Annotated in this window: 18 protein-coding genes; 9 read left to right on the top strand and 9 right to left on the bottom strand. The window is 69.9% G+C overall.

The features are described 5' to 3' along the window. Positions 1-111 precede the first annotated feature (111 nt). Positions 112-675, bottom strand: a complete 564-nt coding sequence (locus ACRSBM_RS24640) for an ester cyclase (protein ID WP_434446431.1) — start codon at positions 673-675, stop codon at positions 112-114. 9 nt (positions 676-684) lie between these two features. After that, positions 685-1752, bottom strand: a complete 1068-nt coding sequence (locus ACRSBM_RS24635; RefSeq protein ID WP_434446429.1) for a hypothetical protein — start codon at positions 1750-1752, stop codon at positions 685-687. 79 nt (positions 1753-1831) lie between these two features. Here ACRSBM_RS24635 and ACRSBM_RS24630 point away from each other — a divergent pair, with 79 nt between their 5' ends. Then, complete coding sequence (locus ACRSBM_RS24630) at positions 1832-2503, top strand: TetR/AcrR family transcriptional regulator (protein ID WP_434446427.1); 672 nt, start codon at positions 1832-1834, stop codon at positions 2501-2503. Here the strand turns inward: ACRSBM_RS24630 and ACRSBM_RS24625 are convergent. Then, complete coding sequence (locus tag ACRSBM_RS24625) at positions 2476-2889, bottom strand: hypothetical protein (RefSeq protein WP_434446425.1); 414 nt, start codon at positions 2887-2889, stop codon at positions 2476-2478. The genes ACRSBM_RS24630 and ACRSBM_RS24625 overlap by 28 nt on opposite strands. A 183-nt stretch (positions 2890-3072) precedes the next feature. On the opposite strand from ACRSBM_RS24625, the gene bla reads away from it, so the two are divergent. The 3 genes from bla to ACRSBM_RS24610 all read left to right on the top strand — a co-directional run bounded on the left by bla (position 3073) and on the right by ACRSBM_RS24610 (position 6703). After that, the gene (bla, locus tag ACRSBM_RS24620; protein ID WP_434453210.1) at positions 3073-3894 is read left to right on the top strand and encodes a class A beta-lactamase; all 822 of its coding nucleotides are present in this window, start codon (positions 3073-3075) and stop codon (positions 3892-3894) included. Positions 3895-4079: 185 nt separating this feature from the next. Next, positions 4080-5810: a cellulase family glycosylhydrolase gene (locus tag ACRSBM_RS24615; RefSeq protein ID WP_434446424.1), complete on the top strand. Its 1731-nt coding sequence runs from the start codon at positions 4080-4082 to the stop codon at positions 5808-5810. A 26-nt stretch (positions 5811-5836) separates the two neighbouring features. Further along, positions 5837-6703: an NAD-dependent protein deacetylase gene (locus tag ACRSBM_RS24610; RefSeq protein ID WP_434446422.1), complete on the top strand. Its 867-nt coding sequence runs from the start codon at positions 5837-5839 to the stop codon at positions 6701-6703. Positions 6704-6737: 34 nt separating this feature from the next. Here the strand turns inward: ACRSBM_RS24610 and ACRSBM_RS24605 are convergent, their stop codons facing one another. After that, positions 6738-7094 carry an RNA-binding S4 domain-containing protein gene (locus ACRSBM_RS24605; RefSeq protein ID WP_434446420.1) on the bottom strand — a complete coding sequence of 119 codons (357 nt, stop codon included), beginning with the start codon at positions 7092-7094 and terminating at the stop codon, positions 6738-6740. Positions 7095-7121: 27 nt separating this feature from the next. Here ACRSBM_RS24605 and aroQ point away from each other — a divergent pair, with 27 nt between their 5' ends. Then, positions 7122-7655: a gamma subclass chorismate mutase AroQ gene (aroQ, locus tag ACRSBM_RS24600; protein ID WP_434446418.1), complete on the top strand. Its 534-nt coding sequence runs from the start codon at positions 7122-7124 to the stop codon at positions 7653-7655. Positions 7656-7672: 17 nt separating this feature from the next. Here the strand turns inward: aroQ and ACRSBM_RS24595 are convergent, their stop codons facing one another. Next, positions 7673-7996 (bottom strand): STAS domain-containing protein, encoded by a 324-nt coding sequence (locus tag ACRSBM_RS24595; protein WP_434446416.1) that lies wholly within the window; start codon positions 7994-7996, stop codon positions 7673-7675. A 280-nt stretch (positions 7997-8276) separates the two neighbouring features. Here ACRSBM_RS24595 and ACRSBM_RS24590 point away from each other — a divergent pair, with 280 nt between their 5' ends. The 3 genes from ACRSBM_RS24590 to ACRSBM_RS24580 all read left to right on the top strand — a co-directional run bounded on the left by ACRSBM_RS24590 (position 8277) and on the right by ACRSBM_RS24580 (position 12055). After that, entirely contained in the window at positions 8277-9971 is a 1695-nt protein-coding gene (locus ACRSBM_RS24590) for a peroxidase family protein (RefSeq protein WP_434446414.1), read from the top strand. A gap of 160 nt (positions 9972-10131) precedes the next feature. Beyond that, positions 10132-10491: a hypothetical protein gene (locus ACRSBM_RS24585; protein ID WP_434446412.1), complete on the top strand. Its 360-nt coding sequence runs from the start codon at positions 10132-10134 to the stop codon at positions 10489-10491. 166 nt (positions 10492-10657) lie between these two features. Then, complete coding sequence (locus ACRSBM_RS24580; protein ID WP_434446410.1) at positions 10658-12055, top strand: serine hydrolase; 1398 nt, start codon at positions 10658-10660, stop codon at positions 12053-12055. 21 nt (positions 12056-12076) lie between these two features. On the opposite strand, the gene ACRSBM_RS24575 is transcribed toward ACRSBM_RS24580, so the two are convergent. The 4 genes from ACRSBM_RS24575 to ACRSBM_RS24560 are packed head-to-tail and all read right to left on the bottom strand — an operon-like array spanning position 12077 to position 14122. Continuing rightward, entirely contained in the window at positions 12077-12667 is a 591-nt protein-coding gene (locus tag ACRSBM_RS24575; protein ID WP_434446408.1) for a nitrile hydratase subunit alpha, read from the bottom strand. Then, positions 12660-12956, bottom strand: coding sequence for an SH3-like domain-containing protein (locus ACRSBM_RS24570; protein ID WP_434446406.1), 297 nt, complete (start codon positions 12954-12956; stop codon positions 12660-12662). Before ACRSBM_RS24570 ends, ACRSBM_RS24575 begins: the two co-directional genes overlap by 8 nt. Then, positions 12949-13200: a hypothetical protein gene (locus ACRSBM_RS24565; RefSeq protein ID WP_434446404.1), complete on the bottom strand. Its 252-nt coding sequence runs from the start codon at positions 13198-13200 to the stop codon at positions 12949-12951. Before ACRSBM_RS24565 ends, ACRSBM_RS24570 begins: the two co-directional genes overlap by 8 nt. A gap of 1 nt (position 13201) precedes the next feature. Next, complete coding sequence (locus ACRSBM_RS24560; protein ID WP_434446402.1) at positions 13202-14122, bottom strand: epimerase; 921 nt, start codon at positions 14120-14122, stop codon at positions 13202-13204. 351 nt (positions 14123-14473) lie between these two features. Between ACRSBM_RS24560 and ACRSBM_RS24555 the strand changes: the two genes are divergently transcribed. Continuing rightward, complete coding sequence (locus ACRSBM_RS24555) at positions 14474-15502, top strand: substrate-binding domain-containing protein (protein ID WP_434446400.1); 1029 nt, start codon at positions 14474-14476, stop codon at positions 15500-15502. Positions 15503-15504 lie beyond the last annotated feature (2 nt).

Genomic DNA, 15504 nt, shown 5'->3' with positions numbered 1-15504 from the left:
ACGGGCGAAGGGTGTTCAGGATCAGTGTGTGACGACCGGCCTGAACACCCTTCTCGCCGCACTTCACGTCAAGGTCGATGACCACTGATCAGTGAGGACTTACTCGTCCGACTAGTCGTCCAACGCGGGCGGCGTGGTCTTCGTCAGCCGCGGATCCGGCTGGCTGCCCGACATCGCGAGCATGCCCCGCAACACCTGCAGCAGCTTGCGCAGCCCGCTCGGCTTCTTCCGGTCGATCCCGCCGATCACCTGCTTCAGCACGGACAGCTGGTCGAAGTAGATCCGCTCGGTCACGAGGTTCTCGTCCTCGTCGAAGATGAAGTACGCGTTCATCCGGGTCCGGTGCTTGCCGCCGGTGGCCGGGATCTTGCCCAGCGGCCCGAGGTGCGTGCCGATCAGCCAGAACTCCACGATCACGGCGTCCACGCTGTGCCGGAACGAGATCAGCTCGTGGTGCTGGTCCGGGAACGCCACGCGCGTGTCGGTGTAGTACTGCCGCACCGCGCTGTCGCCGTCGTGGACGACCATCTGCGCGATGATCTCGTAGTGCGGGTGCGGGAACGTCGACAGCGTGGCGTCCCAGTCGTGTGCCACCTCGTCGCGGAAGTGGTCGAGCACGAGCTTTTCGCGGGCGCGCAGGACGTCCTCGGACGGCAGCACGAAACGGGATGACATCAAAGCTCCTCAGTGGACTATCTGGCCGTGGCTGAACGTGGGCTTGGTGCCGGGGTTCGTCCAGGCGCCGGTGAGTTCGCTGGAGGGGAAGAACTGCAGGAACCGCGGGTCCGCCTGGCTGCGGTCGGCGAGCGTCTTCTCCAGGATGATCGAGTTGTACTGGTCGGCGGTGGTCTCGACGGTGTTCGCGTTGAGCACCACCTCCTGCTCCCACCGCCGCGTCCACGCCGCGAGACCCGGCAGCTTCGAGTGCTCGGGCGTCAGTGCCTCGGCGGCGATCACGTTCTCGCTGCTCACCCAGATGCCGGTGGAGGTGTTGACCACGAGGCTCTGGTTGCCGAACACGTGTCCCGGCGTCTTGACCACGGCGACGCCCGGACCGAGCACGACCGAGCCGTCGATCGGCAGGAACGCCTCCGCCGGCACGTCGCGGTAGGTCGCCGGCTGGTACCAGGGCTTCTGCAACGGGTGCAGCTCGGCCATGGCCCGCAGCTCGTCGCGCTGCACGATCACCTTGGCGTTGGGGAACAACGCCGGGTTGCCCGGGGTGCCGATCCAGCGCCGCAGGTCCTGGGTGTGCAGGTGGTCGAACATCAGGTAGTCGACGTCCCCCGGCGCGATCCCGAGCCTTTCGAGGTGGCCGGGAACGGTGCCGTGGACCTTGACCATCCGGCGTTCGACGACGTCGGGCGTTCGTCCCGACAGATCCTCGAAGTAGGGTGTGTACCGGCCGTACTCGTGGTCGCTCGGCTCGAACAGCAGCACCCGCTCGCGGTCGTCCTCACGCCACCGGATCACCAGCATCCGGTTCGTGATCGACAGGAACGGCGCGATCGCGCGCGACGCCCGGAACAGCCCGAACCGGGTCGGGTACGGCAGCGTCACCAGGTCGCGCGTGACGATGCCGCCCGGTGTCCCGGTCGTGGCGAACTCCCGCCGGAACGCCTCGGCGCGCTCCCGCGCGACCCGCAGCCGCGCGCCCGGCCCTCCCTCGACGTCCAGGCCGGCCAGCGTGTCGATCTCGGTTCCGATCGTCGGCAGGTCGGCCGCGTCGGTCGTGCCCCACGGGAAGCGCATCACCCCTCCAATACCCACACTGTGGGTTAATTCGAAGGTTAAACCCACAGCGTGGGCATTCGCAAGGCACAATGGCCGGATGACCGAACCCCGCCGAGGCCGTCCGCGCACGCCGTTGTTGTCCCGCGAGTCGATCGTCGCGGCGACGCTGCAGGTCATCGGCGCGGAAGGCGTGGCGGGCGTGGGGATGCGCTCCGTGGCGAGAGCACTCAGGGTGGACGCGAAGAGCCTCTACAACCACGTGGACGGCAAGGACGGCCTGCTCGACGCCGTCGCCGAACAGCTGTTGGGCGGCCTGGCGCTGCCCGCGCCGACCGGCGACCCGCGCCACGACCTGCACGCCATCGCGCACGCCTTCCGCGAGCAGGCGTTGCGGCACCCGCAGGCCGCGCCGCTCGTGCTCACCCGCCAGCTCGGATCACTCAGGGGACTGGCGCCGGTGGACGCGGTGCTGGCGGTGCTGCTCGACGCCGGCGCCGCACCGCAGGACGCGGTGCACCTGCTGCGGATGCTGCTCGCGACGCTGGTCGGCACGCTCCTGCGCGAGGTGTCGGCCGCTCCGGCCTTCGGCGGCGACGACGGGGCGCGGCGTGAGGTGCTGGAGTCCTCCGGGCTGCCGGCGGTGATGACGATGGCGCCGCACCTCGCGGAGTTCGACCGTGCCGCCGAGTTCGAGTACACGGTGGACCTCGCGATCACCGCCGTGCTGGACCGGATCGAACATCAGCGCTCCGGGTCCAGGTCCTCGTAGAGGCCCTGTACCCGCCGCCCGGTCAGCTCACCGCCGGACGTCTCCATCAGTGCCCAGCCGGGCAGGTCGGGCACCTCGCCGTCGCCGGGGTCGCCGCCGGGGTCGTCGAGGAAGCGGAGGGCGGCGAACAGCGCCTCGAACGCGGCCGTACGCGCGATCGCCCGCAGGTCCTCCGGTGCGGCGCCCAGTGCCAGCAGTCGCTTCCGGGCCGCGTCGCCGGCTTCGTGCGTCCGGCCGGTCGGCGGGCCGTGTTCGTCGACGATCGCCCACATGCCGCGCAGGAACCGGAACCGGGCGAGCTGCGGGACGTTCCCGGTGAGCTCCGCGTCGGCCCAGCCATCGGGATCGTCGGCGCCCAGCGCCGCGAACTTGTCGCGAAGTTCCATGCCGGACAGCATGCCGCCTGGTCGAAGCGGTACCTCGCGTGCCGGCGGGAGATCACCTGGCAACCAGTTGATCTCCCGCGCGTCCTGGGATGTGGAGAGGTTTCACACGAAGGGGGCAGGACGTTGATTGTTGACCGACGTGCGGTGCTGGCATTGGGCGCCGGAGCGGTGGTGGCCGTGGCCATGCCCGCCCAGGCGCAGGCATCGCCGGTGACCGGCAGGCTGCGCGAGCTGGAACGGCGGCACAACGCGCGGCTCGGCGTGTTCGCCACGGACACCGGCACCGGCCGCACGGTGCTGCACCGGGCGGACGAGCTCTTCCCGATGTGCTCGATCTTCAAGACCATCGCGGCCGCGGCGGTCCTGCGCCGCGACCACGACGGAACGCTGCTGCGCAAGGTGATCACCTACACGCAGGCCGACGTCGACAAGTCCGGCTACGGCCCGGTCACCGGCAGGCCCGAGAACCTCGCGAACGGCATGACCGTCTCGGCCCTGTGCGAGGCGACCATCACCTACAGCGACAACTGCGCGGCCAACCTGCTGCTGCGCGAGCTCGGCGGCCCCACGGCGATCAGCCGCTTCAGCCGCTCGATCGGCGACCCGGTGACGCGCCTCGACCGCTGGGAGCCGGAGCTGAACTCCGCGGAACCCGGCCGCATCACCGACACGACCTCGCCGCGCGCCATCGGCCAGAGCTACGCGCGGCTGGCGCTCGGCCACGCCCTCAATCGCGCCGACGCCGACCAGCTGACGAAGTGGTTGCTCGCCAACACGACCGGCGGCAACCGGCTGCGCGCCGGACTGCCCTCGGCCTGGCGCTGGGGTGACAAGACCGGCACCGGCAAGTACAGCACCACCAACGACGTCGGCATCGCGTTCCCGCCCGGCCGCGCGCCGATCGTGATCGCCGTGCTGTCGACCAAGGCGGACACCCCGGACGGCCCGGCCGACGATCCGTTGCTGGCCAGGACGGCCGAGCTCGTGGCGGCGGCGTTCGGCTGACCGGGCTGGACCACGTGGACCGGCCGCCGTGGTCCACGTGGTCCCAGCCGGACCGTGGGCTGGGTGACTCACGCTCAGCAGGGCGCCTCGCCACACCGCGATGCACCCGTCCGGCCGCGAATTCACCCGGCAACGTCGGAGAGCCACACCACTAGCCGCGACGCGTCCGCGCCCGCTACCGTGCGATGCGAATCTCGTTCACGTTCCCAAGGGCGGCGGCGATGCGGCGAGCGGTTCTCCTGACGGTCCTGTTCCTCTTCTCCCTGGTGGTCACCCCGGCGCGGGCGGAGTTCGACGGCACCGAGCTGCGGGTGTCCGGCGGGGTCTTCCGCGACGAGCACGGCCGCGAGGTGGTGTTGCGCGGCTTCAACGTCTCCGGCACGGCGAAGCTCGCCGAGTACCGCGGCCTGCCGTTCGCGAACACCGCCGACGCCCGCCGGTCCGCGCAGGCGATGAAGCAGCTGACCGGCGCGAACGCCGTGCGGTTCCTGCTCACCTGGGCGTGGATCGAACCGCGGCGCGGCCACATCGACCACACCTACCTCGACGGAGTCACGGACCAGCTGCGTGCCTTCACCGACGTGGGCATCCGCGTCTACCTCGACTTCCACCAGGACCTGTACTCGCGCCACCTCTTCAACCCCGACAGCTGGTACACCGGCGACGGCGCACCGGCGTGGGCGGCGAGCGGTTACCCCAAGGAATCATGCGGAATCTGCGTGCACTGGGGCCAGAACATGAAGAACAACAACGCCGTCACCGCCGCCACCTACGACTTCTGGCACAACCGCGACGGCGTGCAGGACTCGTTCGTCAACGCGGCCGGCGGGGCGCTCAAGCACGTGAAGGAAGCCCTGCCCGCCAACGAGTTCAAGCTCGTCGTCGGCGTCGACCCGCTCAACGAGCCCTACGCCGGCAAGTACGACGCCGGCCAGACCTCGCAGCAGTGGGAGCGGGATCTGCTGTGGCCGTTCTACCAGCGCTTCCGGGCGGAGATGGACGAGGCGGGCTGGTCCGCGAAGCCCGCGTTCGTGGAACCGCTGGTGTTCTGGAACCAGAACGTGGAGTTCTTCGCCGAACCCGGCGGCCTCACGCTGCTGCCGGCCCTGGGCGAGCGGTTCGTGTTCAACGCGCACTTCTACGACGGCAAGGCGCAGTCCGGGGTGCTGATGCCGGGCAAGGCGGGCGACGGCCAGTACACCCAGGCGTTCGGGACGATCCGCGACCGTGCGCGGGCACTCGGCACCACCGCGATCGTCTCCGAGTTCGGGCACCCGGTCTCGGGGTTCACCTCCGACAAGACGCCGTCCGTGCTCAAGGCGATCTACCAGGGCCTCGACTCCACCGCACCGGGCTCCCGCTGGTGGTCCGCGCCGCGTGGCAGCGTGATCTCGGGCAGCCAGTGGCACTGGGACACCAACTACGGCCGCCACCGCGAACTGATGAACGACAACCCGAACAAGGTCAAGACCGACGGCGACGCCATGAACGACGAGCACTTCTCGGCGGTCCGGCTCGACGCGGCCGGGAACCCGGTGCTCAACGTCGACCGCGCGCTCGTCGACCGCGTCTACCCGCGGGCCGTCGCGGGCACCACGCTCGCGTTCACCTACGAGGACCGCGCCTACCAGACCTGGCAGCAGATCCCGCTCACCCACGTCCGCGCTCTCGTCGGATCGGCGCCGTTCGCCGTGCTCGTCTGGGACTCCCACGGCGGCACCGCGCCGACCGAGCTGCACCTGCCGGAGTCGCTGCGTTCGCCGTTGGTGATCAGCTCGGCCACCTCGGCCATCGAGGACGGCACACTGCTGCTCCGCGGCGGCTCGGGAAGGCAGTTCGCGCTGGTCACGGCCCAGTCCGGCGGTGACACCGCCGCGGCGGAGGCCGAGCTGCGGCAGTGGTACCAGAGCTGGTGACCGCCGCGGTTCCGTAAGCTGGTGAAGTGCGAACAAGGCCCACCCTGACCTGGTCGAACCCAGGCCCGTCGCTGCCGCGCACCGCCACCCTCACCGACGTCGTCCCGGTCGTCGAACGGGGCGGGGTGCTGGTGCTCAGCGGCGCGGGCCTCTCCACGGAGTCCGGCATCCCCGACTACCGCGGCGACGGCGGGTCCCTGCGCAAGCACACCCCGATGACCTACGAGGAGTTCACCACCAGCGAGGCCGGCCGGCAGCGCTACTGGGCGCGCAGCCACGTCGGCTGGCGCACCATCGCCCGCGCGCACCCCAACGCGGGCCACCACGCCGTCACCAGGCTGTCCGGCAAGCTCTGCGGCGTCATCACCCAGAACGTCGACGGCCTGCACCAGGCCGCGGGCTCAGCGGACGTCGTCGAACTGCACGGTGGCCTGGACCGCGTGGTCTGCCTCGGTTGCGGCCTGCTCTCACCACGTATCGACCTGGACCGCCGCCTGCGCGAGGCGAACCCGGAATTCGCCGCCACGGCCGATGAGATCAACCCGGACGGCGACGTCTTCCTGCCAGAGGAGCAGGTGCGGGGCTTCGAGGTGGTGCCCTGTGCGGAGTGCGGCGGTGTCCTCAAGCCGGACGTGGTGTTCTTCGGCGAGAACGTGCCACGGCCACGCGTCGAGCAGTGCTACTCGCTCGTCGACAACGCGCGGTCCCTGCTCGTCCTGGGCTCCTCGCTGACGGTCATGTCCGGGCTGAGGTTCGTCCGGCGCGCCGCCGCCGCGGGCATCCCCGTCGTGATCATCAACCGCGGCGAGACGCGCGGCGACCCGTACGCGTCGCTGCGCTGCGACCTGCCGCTCGGCACCTCGCTCACGGCGCTGGCCGATCTGGTCGCCTGACCGCCGGCACCGGCGAACCGTGGACACCACGACGTCAGTTCTGTGACCGGAACTGGTCCAGCACCCGCCGTTCCCGCTTCGTCGGCCGCCCCGCACCCCGGTCGCGCCGTGCGATCGGGACTTCCGTCGGTGGCGGGGGAGTGCGGTCGATGAAGCAGGTGGCCGCGTCCGCCGCGCCGACCCGTTTCTGGATCACGCGGACGACCTCGACGATCCGCGTCTTGTCGCCCACGCGGGCCCGGACCTGGTCGCCGGGCACCACGACCGTGGACGGTTTCGCGGGCCTGTCGTTGATGCGCACGTGGCCACCCCGGCACGCCTGCGCGGCGTCCGGGCGGGTCTTCGTCAGCCGGACCGCCCACAGCCAGCGGTCGATGCGCGTGGACTCCACCCCGCCATCATGGCACTCTCGGAGATCATGAGGATTCTGGCGGTGGCTCTCACCCTGGCCGCGTCGCTCACCCCCGTGGGACCGCTCGGCGAGCTCACCGGCCTCGCCGTGCAGCGCGTCCAGGTCGCGGACCTCGTGGCGGCGGCCAAGTTCGGGACGACGCAGCCGATCGACGATCCCGCGCGGGAACAGCAGGTGCTCGACACCGTCCGCGCCAAGGCCGTGCAGCTCGGCCTCGACCCCGAGAACGCCGCGAGGTTCTTCCGCGCCCAGATCGAGGCGAACAAGCTCGTGCAGCGCGGCCTGCACGAGCGCTGGGCCGAGCATCCGGAGGAGGTCCCGCAGCACCGGCCCGACCTGGGCACCGAGGTCCGGCCGGTCCTGGACCGGCTGACGACCGGCATCCTGGCCGAGCTGAAGGACACCGAGCGGTTCCGCCGCCCGACGCTGACGTGCGAGGTCCACGCGACGGTCGCGGAACGGTCCGCGGTGCTGGTGCATCGCCTCGACCGGTTGCACGAGGACGCCCTGGCCGAGGCGATGCGGACAGTCTGTTCCTGAGTTCCCGGGCTCCCGGGTCAGATGTCCACTGTGGACTGAAGGCGGAGCATCCTGGCGAGGCCCGACAGTTCGAGCACCCGCGCCACCTGGTCCGAGGCGGCACAGAGCCGCAGGCCACCCGCCGCGGCCGAGGCGCGGGCATGGCCGCGCACCAGGGCGCTCACGCCACTGGAGTCGCAGAAGGTGACCCTGGCGAGGTCCAGCACCACGTAGCGGTGGCCCTGGTCGAGGAGGCGGTCGAGCCGTGCGAGCAGCCGTTCCGAGCCGGAGCCGGCGAGTTCACCGGAGACGGTGAGCAGGGTGGAGGCAGGCGACGACTCGGTCACCGTGACTTCGAGCATTTCGCAGACGTACCCGGTCCCTCGCCGCCTGAAACCACCCCATCGCCGTCGCCCGGCCGGGGCGCGCGGCGACACCGCGTGAATTCAAGATCTGAATGCGAAGATCACCGAACCGGCCGATTCCCAGGAATATTCCTGATCGCCGCGTATCCGCTGCGTGACGACATTTTGGTTGTCGCCAAAACCTTCGACGGAAATTTGGACCGTATGGAGACTGGCGACAGGGGCAGGTGCTTGTTGGGGAACAGGTGGCCTGACAGAGGGGAAACAGGGGGATTACATGAAGAGGCACGTGCGCGACAGTTTCTTCGTCGTGGGCGAAGGTGTGCTGGAATTCGACGACAAAGGCGAGGCCGCCACGCGTCAGCCCTCCACGGCGGAGGAGTTGCGCAGGTTCCGGTTCTCGCGGCTGGGACCGAAGGGCCCGCGGACGGACGAGGAGACCAGGGTCGCGCTCGCGACCGCGATCACCGCGAACGTCCCGCAGCCCGACTCGGCGGACCCGGCCGTCCCGGCGGGGTTCACCTACCTCGGCCAGTTCGTCGACCACGACCTGACCATGGACCGCACCGAGTCGCAGCTCGGCCAGGACGTCAACCTCGACGAGCTGATGCAGGGCCGCTCGCCGGCGCTGGACCTCGACTCGGTCTACGGCCGCGGCCCGCGCGACAAGGACGACCAGGCCTTCTACGCCGAGGACGGCGTGAAGCTCAAGGTGGGCACCACGACGCCGGTGCCGTTCCCGGACGAGGGCACCAACGTCCCGTTCGAGGGCTTCGACCTGCCGCGCCGCGGTGGGACGGCCGGCACGGCGGCGGATCGGCGGCTCCCGCTGATCCCGGACGCCCGCAACGACGAGAACCTCGTGGTGGCGCAGACGCACCTCGCGTTCATCCGCTTCCACAACCGCGTGGTCGACGAGCTCGCGCTCACCGGCCTCACGGGTGAGCGGCTGTTCCGCGCCGCCAAGGAGCTCGTGGTGCGGCACTACCAGTGGATGCTCAGGACCGACCACCTGCCGCGGATCATCGACCCGGCGATCGTGGACGACGTCTTCACCAACGGCCGGAAGTTCTTCGAGGTGCCCGGCAGGCACTACCGCCGGGACAACTCGCCGACCATGCCGATCGAGTTCTCGGTCGCCTCGTACCGCTTCGGGCACAGCCAGATCCGCGGCGCGTACCAGTGGAACCGGGTGTTCAACAGCAGTGGCCCGCAGACCGGTCCCGGTGGGATCGCGACGTTGTTCGCGCTGTTCACCTTCACCGGCGTGAGCGGCAACTTCGACCCGAGCTCCGCAACGCCCGCCGACCTCGACGACGTCAACCGGGGCCCGATCTTCACGTTGCCCAGCAACTGGATCGCGGACCTCCGGCGGCTCTACGACTTCACCGAGGCGGAGCGCGAGGACCTGGTGCCGCCGGCGGAGTTCGGTGGCGGCAACATCACCAAGCGGATCGACACGCTGCTGGTCGACCCGCTGACGCAGCTGCCGGCCGGCACGTTCGGCGGCCGCGGTACGCAGTTCCGGGAGATCGAGCGCAACCTCGCGTTCCGCAACCTCACCAGGGCCTCGATGATGGAGCTCGCCACGGGGCAGCAGATCGCCGAGCTGTTCGGCGTCGAGCCGCTCACCGCCGAGCAGATCCTGGTGGGCAACGGCGGCGCGGTCGTCGACGGCCTGTCCGAGGAACAGAAGGCGCAGCTCGCCGCGGCGACCCCGTTGTGGTTCTACATCCTGCGCGAGGCGGAGGTCGGCGGCGGCCTGATGGGCCCGGTCGGCGGCCGGATCACCGCGGAGGTCTTCCACCGCGCGATGGAGGGCAGCCGCATCTCGATCGTGCGCTCGCCGTACTGGCGGCCCACGCTCGGCCCGGACTCCAGCACGTTCCGCATGGTCGACCTGCTGCTGTTCGCCTTCGAGGGCAAGGCCGACCTGCTGAACCCGCTGGGCGACCCGCAGCCCGGCAGCTGATCTTCCTCGCTCCTCCTGTCTGGCTGGGTGGTGGCAGTCAGACAGGAGAGGGAGATCAATGTCGCGTCCAGGAACCACACGCCGTGAAATCACGCAGGAGCGCCTGACTCGTTTTGCGCGAGAGTCCGGAATTCCGCTGCTGCGCATCGGGCTGGGGGTCGTGTACCTCTGGTTCGGCGTGTTGAAGCTCTTTCCCGGTGGCAGCCCTGCCCAGGATCTCGTCGACCGCACGGTCTCCGCGCTGACGTTCGGGATCGTCCACGGGGATTTGGCCCGGCTGAGTGCCGCGATCACCGAAATCGGGATCGCACTGGTTCTGCTGAGCTTCCGCGCACCGCGGTTGACCGCGGTCCTGCTGGTCGGCCACGTCGTGCTGGTGTCGACACCGCTGGTGTTGTTCCCCGGCGAGATGTGGTCCGGTCCGCTGCAGGCGTCGTTCGAAGCGCAGTACATCCTGAAGAACCTGGTGACCGTCGCCGCCGCGGTGGTCATCGCCTCATCGCACCCGAGGGTGCGGTAACGGGAGCCGCTCGGCCGAACAGGCCGGGCGGCTCCCGTCGTTCGTGCCGATCCTTGCAACCGAGGTGGCTCCGGGCGCGTGCAAGATCATGAGAGCTGGGTCGCCGTGATCATCGGTGGCCGATACGGTTTTCGAGTTGCCGGATCCAGTCCAACCGAGGAAATGAATGAAGCTCAAGCGGTTCACCGTGTTGTGCACGACCCTCACACTGACGGGGGCCGCACTGACGCCGGCGGCCTCCGCCGACTCGTCCCCTGAGCCGCTGGCGGAGCGTCTGCGTGCGGCGATCGTCGCGCAGAACTTCAAGGACGTCATCGACCTGACTCCGCCGGAGCCGGGCGCGCTCTCGGCTGGGCAGCGGGAGAAGTACGACGCCTCACCGGCCGAGCTGATGAACCGGGCCCGGGTGCGGATGGCGGCGGCGGGCAAGCCGTTGCACCAGACGCCGAACCTGGACGCGGCGATCATCGAGCTCGACGCCTTCGGCCGGCCGAAGGCCGTGGCGAACGTGCTGCTCAGCCCGCAGTACCCCGACGGCGTGGTCGTGCCGGTCGACCACCAGGGACTGTCGACCGACCAGGTGCGTTACCGCTGGTGGGACGACACCGAGTGGGACGTCAACGGCGGCAAGGGCACGCGCGACGTGCTGGCGGGCCGGGAGAACGCGCCGATCGACTTCTCCTCGCCGTACCCGGCGTCGGTGCTGAAGCTGATGGTGGGCTTCGGTGTGCTGCGCCTGGCCGACCAGGGCAGGATCGACCTCGACGCCGACTACGACTACGCGCCGAACCCGGTCAGCCCGGCCTGCGGCGGGCCGACGGTGAAGAAGATCCGTCAGCACTTCGACGAGATGATCACGAAGTCGCAGAACGAGTCCACCTGCGCCCTGATCAAGCTGATCCACGACCAGAACGCCTGGGACGAGGTGAACCAGACGTTCGCCGACCTCGGCATGCCCACGCTGATGGTCACCGGCACCAACCCGGGCAACGGCGCCCGCTGGATCGGCTCGAACATGAGCGGCCTCGACACCGCGAAGCTCCTGCTGCTGGTCAACGGCGGCGCGGGCGTGCTGTGGACGACCGGCAAGGGCAAGCCGGTCACCCGCGGCGAACTCTCGTACGCGTCGCAGAAGTTCTTCCGGGCGACGCTCGCGGATCAGGGCCACAACCAGATGCTGTCCACGCCGAACTGGTGTGGCCGCGACTACCCGGTGCAGGGCATCCCGCAGCAGGTGCCGTCGCGCTGGATCAAGCCGGACGGCACGGTGACCGTCGGCGACGCCGTCTACGACCGTGACGTGCGTCCGTGCAACAAGGCCGCCGAGGTGACGTTCGCGCACAAGACCGGCTGGGTCGACACCACCGGTTCCGACGCGGGCATCGTGAAGTCGTTGCGCGGCAAGGACAACCGCAACTACGTCGTCGTCGTGTTCAGCAATCTGGGCACCGACTACGTCGATGCCGACCGCCCCGCCGACCCGCCCGGCGTGTTCCCCGTGCTGTACACGCAGAAGTACGCGCAGCTCGGCAAGGCGATCGACACCATCATGAAGAACCTGTAGTGCGATGGCACCGCGGTCGTGTCACACGGCCGCGGTGCCGATCAACCCGTTGCGCGTCACCCTCTGCGCCAGCTCTGCCTCGGTGAGGTCCTCGGTGCCCTCTGGCCGGCGTGGCAGCACCATGTACCGCGACTCGGCGTTCGCGTCCCACACCTCGATCTTGGTGGCCTCGGGCAGCGTGAGCCCGAACTGTTCCAGCACCTCGCGCGGATGGCTGACGACCTTCGAGCGATAGGCCGGGCTCTTGTACCAGGTGGGCGACGGCCCGAGCAGCGAGAGCGGGTAGCAGCTGCAGAGCGTGCACACGATGACGTTGTGCACGTCCTCGGTGTTCTCGACGACGTGCAGCCGTTGCACCTGCAGCCCGCCGCCCATCGACAGCCCGAGCTCGGGCAGCGCCGCGTTCGCGTCGTCCAGCAGCCGTGCCCTGAAGCCGGCGTCGACCCAGGCCCGTGCCACCACCCGGAACCCGTTGGCGGGGGAGGCCCGGTGCGTGAACGCCTCCAGCACCTGGTCGAGCTCCCGCGCGTCCAGCAGCCCCTTCTCCTCGAGGACCGCCTCCAGTTCCCGGACGCGCGCGGCGATCGGGGAGTCGTCGTGGTCGTCACTCATCGCTGAGGTACTCCTCCCAGAGGGACAGCGTCACTTCGTGGTCGCCGTGCCCGAACAGTTCGCGTGCGGCGAACCGCACCAGATACACCTGTTGTGGCCGCCGGATTCCCTGCGCGCTGAGGTCCGCCAGCGGATGCACGCCGTCGCTGCCGATCACCGTACCGACGCGTCCGCGCGCGTAGCCCGGCAGTCTCGTGTGGTGGTCGGGGTCCAGTGTGGACGTCCGAACCCGATCGCCCGTCCGGTAGCGCCCCGCCTGGTAGCGCCCAGTCCGGTAGTGCTCAGACAACGCCCTTCTCCTTGAGCAGTGTCTGGATCGCCCGGAACCAGTTCTCGTAGTAGGACGACTCGTGCGACATCGTCCGTTCGACGGCGTCCCGGAACTCGTCCAGGTTGTAAATGTCCCGCCCGATCAGCGCCCGGTTCATGGCGAGCACGTGCGCCTCCCAGTCGGCATGGAACGGCGGCTCGTCCAGCTCTTCCTCGACCGGCCCGAACCCGTCCAGTCCGCCGACGTCGTTGATCCTCGGCATCTCACCTCCTGCGCTCAGCCAGATTCTGCGCTGCCTCCCGCCAGTTCGGGAAGTGGAACTCGAATCCGGACTCGCGGAGCCTGCCCGGCACGACCCGCCGGCTCTTGAGCAGCAGCTCGGTGTCGGTCCTGAGCGCGAACGCGCCGAGCCCGGCCATCCACCGGGTCGCGGGCAGCCCGACCGGCACCCGCCAGGCCCTCCGGAGCTCCCGCATGAAGTCACGCTGCGGCAGCGGGTTCGGCGACGCGAGGTTCACCGCGCCCTCAATTGGTTCCCTGATCAGCAGCGCGACCGCCCGCACGAAGTCGTCGTCGTGGATCCACGAGACGTACTGCCGCCCGCCCGCCACTGCCCCGCCCAGCCCGAGCCGCGCGAGCCACGACAGGTAGTCGAACACGCCACCCCGGTCCGGGCTCATGACCATCGCCGCCCGCAGCGCGACCTTGCGGGTCTCCGGAGTGTCCGCCTCGTCCAGCTCCGCCTCCCACCGCTTGGCGATCTCGACGCTGTACGCCCAGTACCCCGGCAAGTCCGGCTCCCGGCCGCCGATGATCCCGGACTCCTCGTCGTTGGCCGCGTCGAACCGATGCGCGTAGATCGTCGCGGTACTCATCTGCAACCACACCCGAGGCGGCCGCGCGGCCTTGGCGATCGCCTCGCCGACGACCCGCGCCGAATCGACCCGCGACCGCATCATCTGCTGGAGGTTCTCCGCGGTGTAACGGCAGCTCACACTCCGCCCAGCCAGGTTGATGACCACGTCGGCGCCGTCGATCTCCCCGGCCCACGCGCCGAGCGTCCGGCCGTCCCACCGCACGCCGCCGCTCCGGCTGACGACCACCACCTCGTGGCCCGCCGCCGTGAGCGCGCGGCTCAGCACGCCGCCGACCTGGCCGGTGCCGCCTGGAATCACGATCTTCATCTCGCCCCCTCGTGGCCGAAGCTAGCCCTCGTTCGCTGAGAGCGGTTTCAGCTAGCACGCTGTCCGGTCGTGCCGCTGTCCGGCGGTGCCGCTGTCCGGTCGTGCCGCTGTCCGGCGGTGCCGCTGTCCGGCGGTGCCGCTGTCCGGTCGTGCCGCTGTCCGGTCGTGCCGCTGTCCGGTCGTGCCGCTGTCCGGCGGTGCCGCTGTCCGGTCGTGCCGTTGCCCGGCCATGCCTGTTTGCCCGCTGCTGCCTCTGCTCGCGCCTCTGCCGCGTCGGTCGGCGCCGCGACCCTTCCGCGAGTTATGCTCCAACCAAACGATCAAACGAACAGAACGAACAGGCGGTCGGTCATGCGTGAGACCAGCGAGGTGCGGCGCCAGCGGATCCTGGCCGTCATCGCGTCGCGGGGCATGGTGAGGGTGAGTGACCTGGCCGAGGAGCTGGACGTGTCGATCGTGACCGTCCGGCGGGACGTCGAGGAGCTCGGGCGGCTCGGGAAGCTGCGCCGCGGGCACGGGGTGGTGCGGTCGCTGACGCCGGTCGAGCAGCCGGCGCCGAGGCAGGCGGTCAACGGGGCGGTCGCGCTGGTCGTGCCGGAACGTCACACGTACCTGTACGAGACCATGAACGGGGCCCGCAAGGTCCTCGAAGAGGCGGGCATGCGGGTCGTGCTGCACATCGCGCCGCAGGTCAAGGGGGCTGAGCGGCCGATCGTCGAACGGGCGCTCGCCGAGTCGGTCCAGGGGTTGCTCATCGCGCCGCGGTGGCGCACGCAGGAGGAGGAAGCCGCGGACGGCTGGCTGGCCGACACCGGGGTGCCGACCGTGTTCATGGAGCGGCGGCCGGGCGGGCGGTTGCGGGCGATGAACTCGGTGTGCTCGGACCACTGGTACGGGATGCAACTGGCCGTGCGGCACCTGACCGATCTCGGTCACCGCAGGATCGTTCTGGCCGCGCGCGACGACAGTCCCACGGCCCGGGCGCTCAGGAAGGCGTTCAAGGAGATCTCCGCCGACCTCGAGGACGCCATCACGGTCCGCAGCTCGCCGGAGACCGGACTGGTCAGCGTCCTGCGCGCGCATCGGGCGACGGCGGCGGTCCTGCACGGCGACGTCGACGCGCTGATGCTGGTCCAGCAGTTGACGGACGCCGGTATCAAGGTGCCCGGAAGGTGCTCGGTGGTGGCGTACGACGACGTTGTCGCGGCGCTCGGCAGCATCCCGCTGACGGCGGTCGCGCCGCCGAAGACCGAGGTGGGGAAGGCGGCCGCGGAGCTGCTGCTCCGGCAGCTGAACCGCACCGCCGGCATCACCGAACGCGTCGAGCTGCTGCCCGAGTTGAAGATCCGCTCATCGACTGATCGTTTGACCGTTTCTTGACG

The sequence above is a fragment of the Lentzea xerophila genome, from assembly GCF_051094245.1.
GTDB lineage: Bacteria > Actinomycetota > Actinomycetes > Mycobacteriales > Pseudonocardiaceae > Lentzea > Lentzea xerophila.
The sequence above is the reverse complement of the archived record's forward strand: the minus strand, read 5'-3'. Positions and strand labels throughout refer to the sequence as shown.

Bases quoted from the DNA above. Each gene is read 5' to 3' on its own strand.
- ACRSBM_RS24625 (WP_434446425.1), bottom strand. From the start codon at position 2,889: ATGGAACTTCGCGACAAGTTCGCGGCGCTGGGCGCCGACGATCCCGAT.
- ACRSBM_RS24615 (WP_434446424.1), top strand. From the start codon at position 4,080: ATGCGAATCTCGTTCACGTTCCCAAGGGCGGCGGCGATGCGGCGAGCG.
- ACRSBM_RS24640 (WP_434446431.1), bottom strand. From the start codon at position 675: ATGTCATCCCGTTTCGTGCTGCCGTCCGAGGACGTCCTGCGCGCCCGC.
- ACRSBM_RS24635 (WP_434446429.1), bottom strand. From the start codon at position 1,752: ATGCGCTTCCCGTGGGGCACGACCGACGCGGCCGACCTGCCGACGATC.
- ACRSBM_RS24565 (WP_434446404.1), bottom strand. From the start codon at position 13,200: ATGCCGAGGATCAACGACGTCGGCGGACTGGACGGGTTCGGGCCGGTC.
- ACRSBM_RS24580 (WP_434446410.1), top strand. From the start codon at position 10,658: ATGAAGCTCAAGCGGTTCACCGTGTTGTGCACGACCCTCACACTGACG.
- ACRSBM_RS24630 (WP_434446427.1), top strand. From the start codon at position 1,832: ATGACCGAACCCCGCCGAGGCCGTCCGCGCACGCCGTTGTTGTCCCGC.
- aroQ (WP_434446418.1), top strand. From the start codon at position 7,122: ATGAGGATTCTGGCGGTGGCTCTCACCCTGGCCGCGTCGCTCACCCCC.
- bla (WP_434453210.1), top strand. From the start codon at position 3,073: ATGCCCGCCCAGGCGCAGGCATCGCCGGTGACCGGCAGGCTGCGCGAG.
- ACRSBM_RS24560 (WP_434446402.1), bottom strand. From the start codon at position 14,122: ATGAAGATCGTGATTCCAGGCGGCACCGGCCAGGTCGGCGGCGTGCTG.
- ACRSBM_RS24575 (WP_434446408.1), bottom strand. From the start codon at position 12,667: ATGAGTGACGACCACGACGACTCCCCGATCGCCGCGCGCGTCCGGGAA.
- ACRSBM_RS24595 (WP_434446416.1), bottom strand. From the start codon at position 7,996: ATGCTCGAAGTCACGGTGACCGAGTCGTCGCCTGCCTCCACCCTGCTC.
- ACRSBM_RS24555 (WP_434446400.1), top strand. From the start codon at position 14,474: ATGCGTGAGACCAGCGAGGTGCGGCGCCAGCGGATCCTGGCCGTCATC.
- ACRSBM_RS24590 (WP_434446414.1), top strand. From the start codon at position 8,277: ATGAAGAGGCACGTGCGCGACAGTTTCTTCGTCGTGGGCGAAGGTGTG.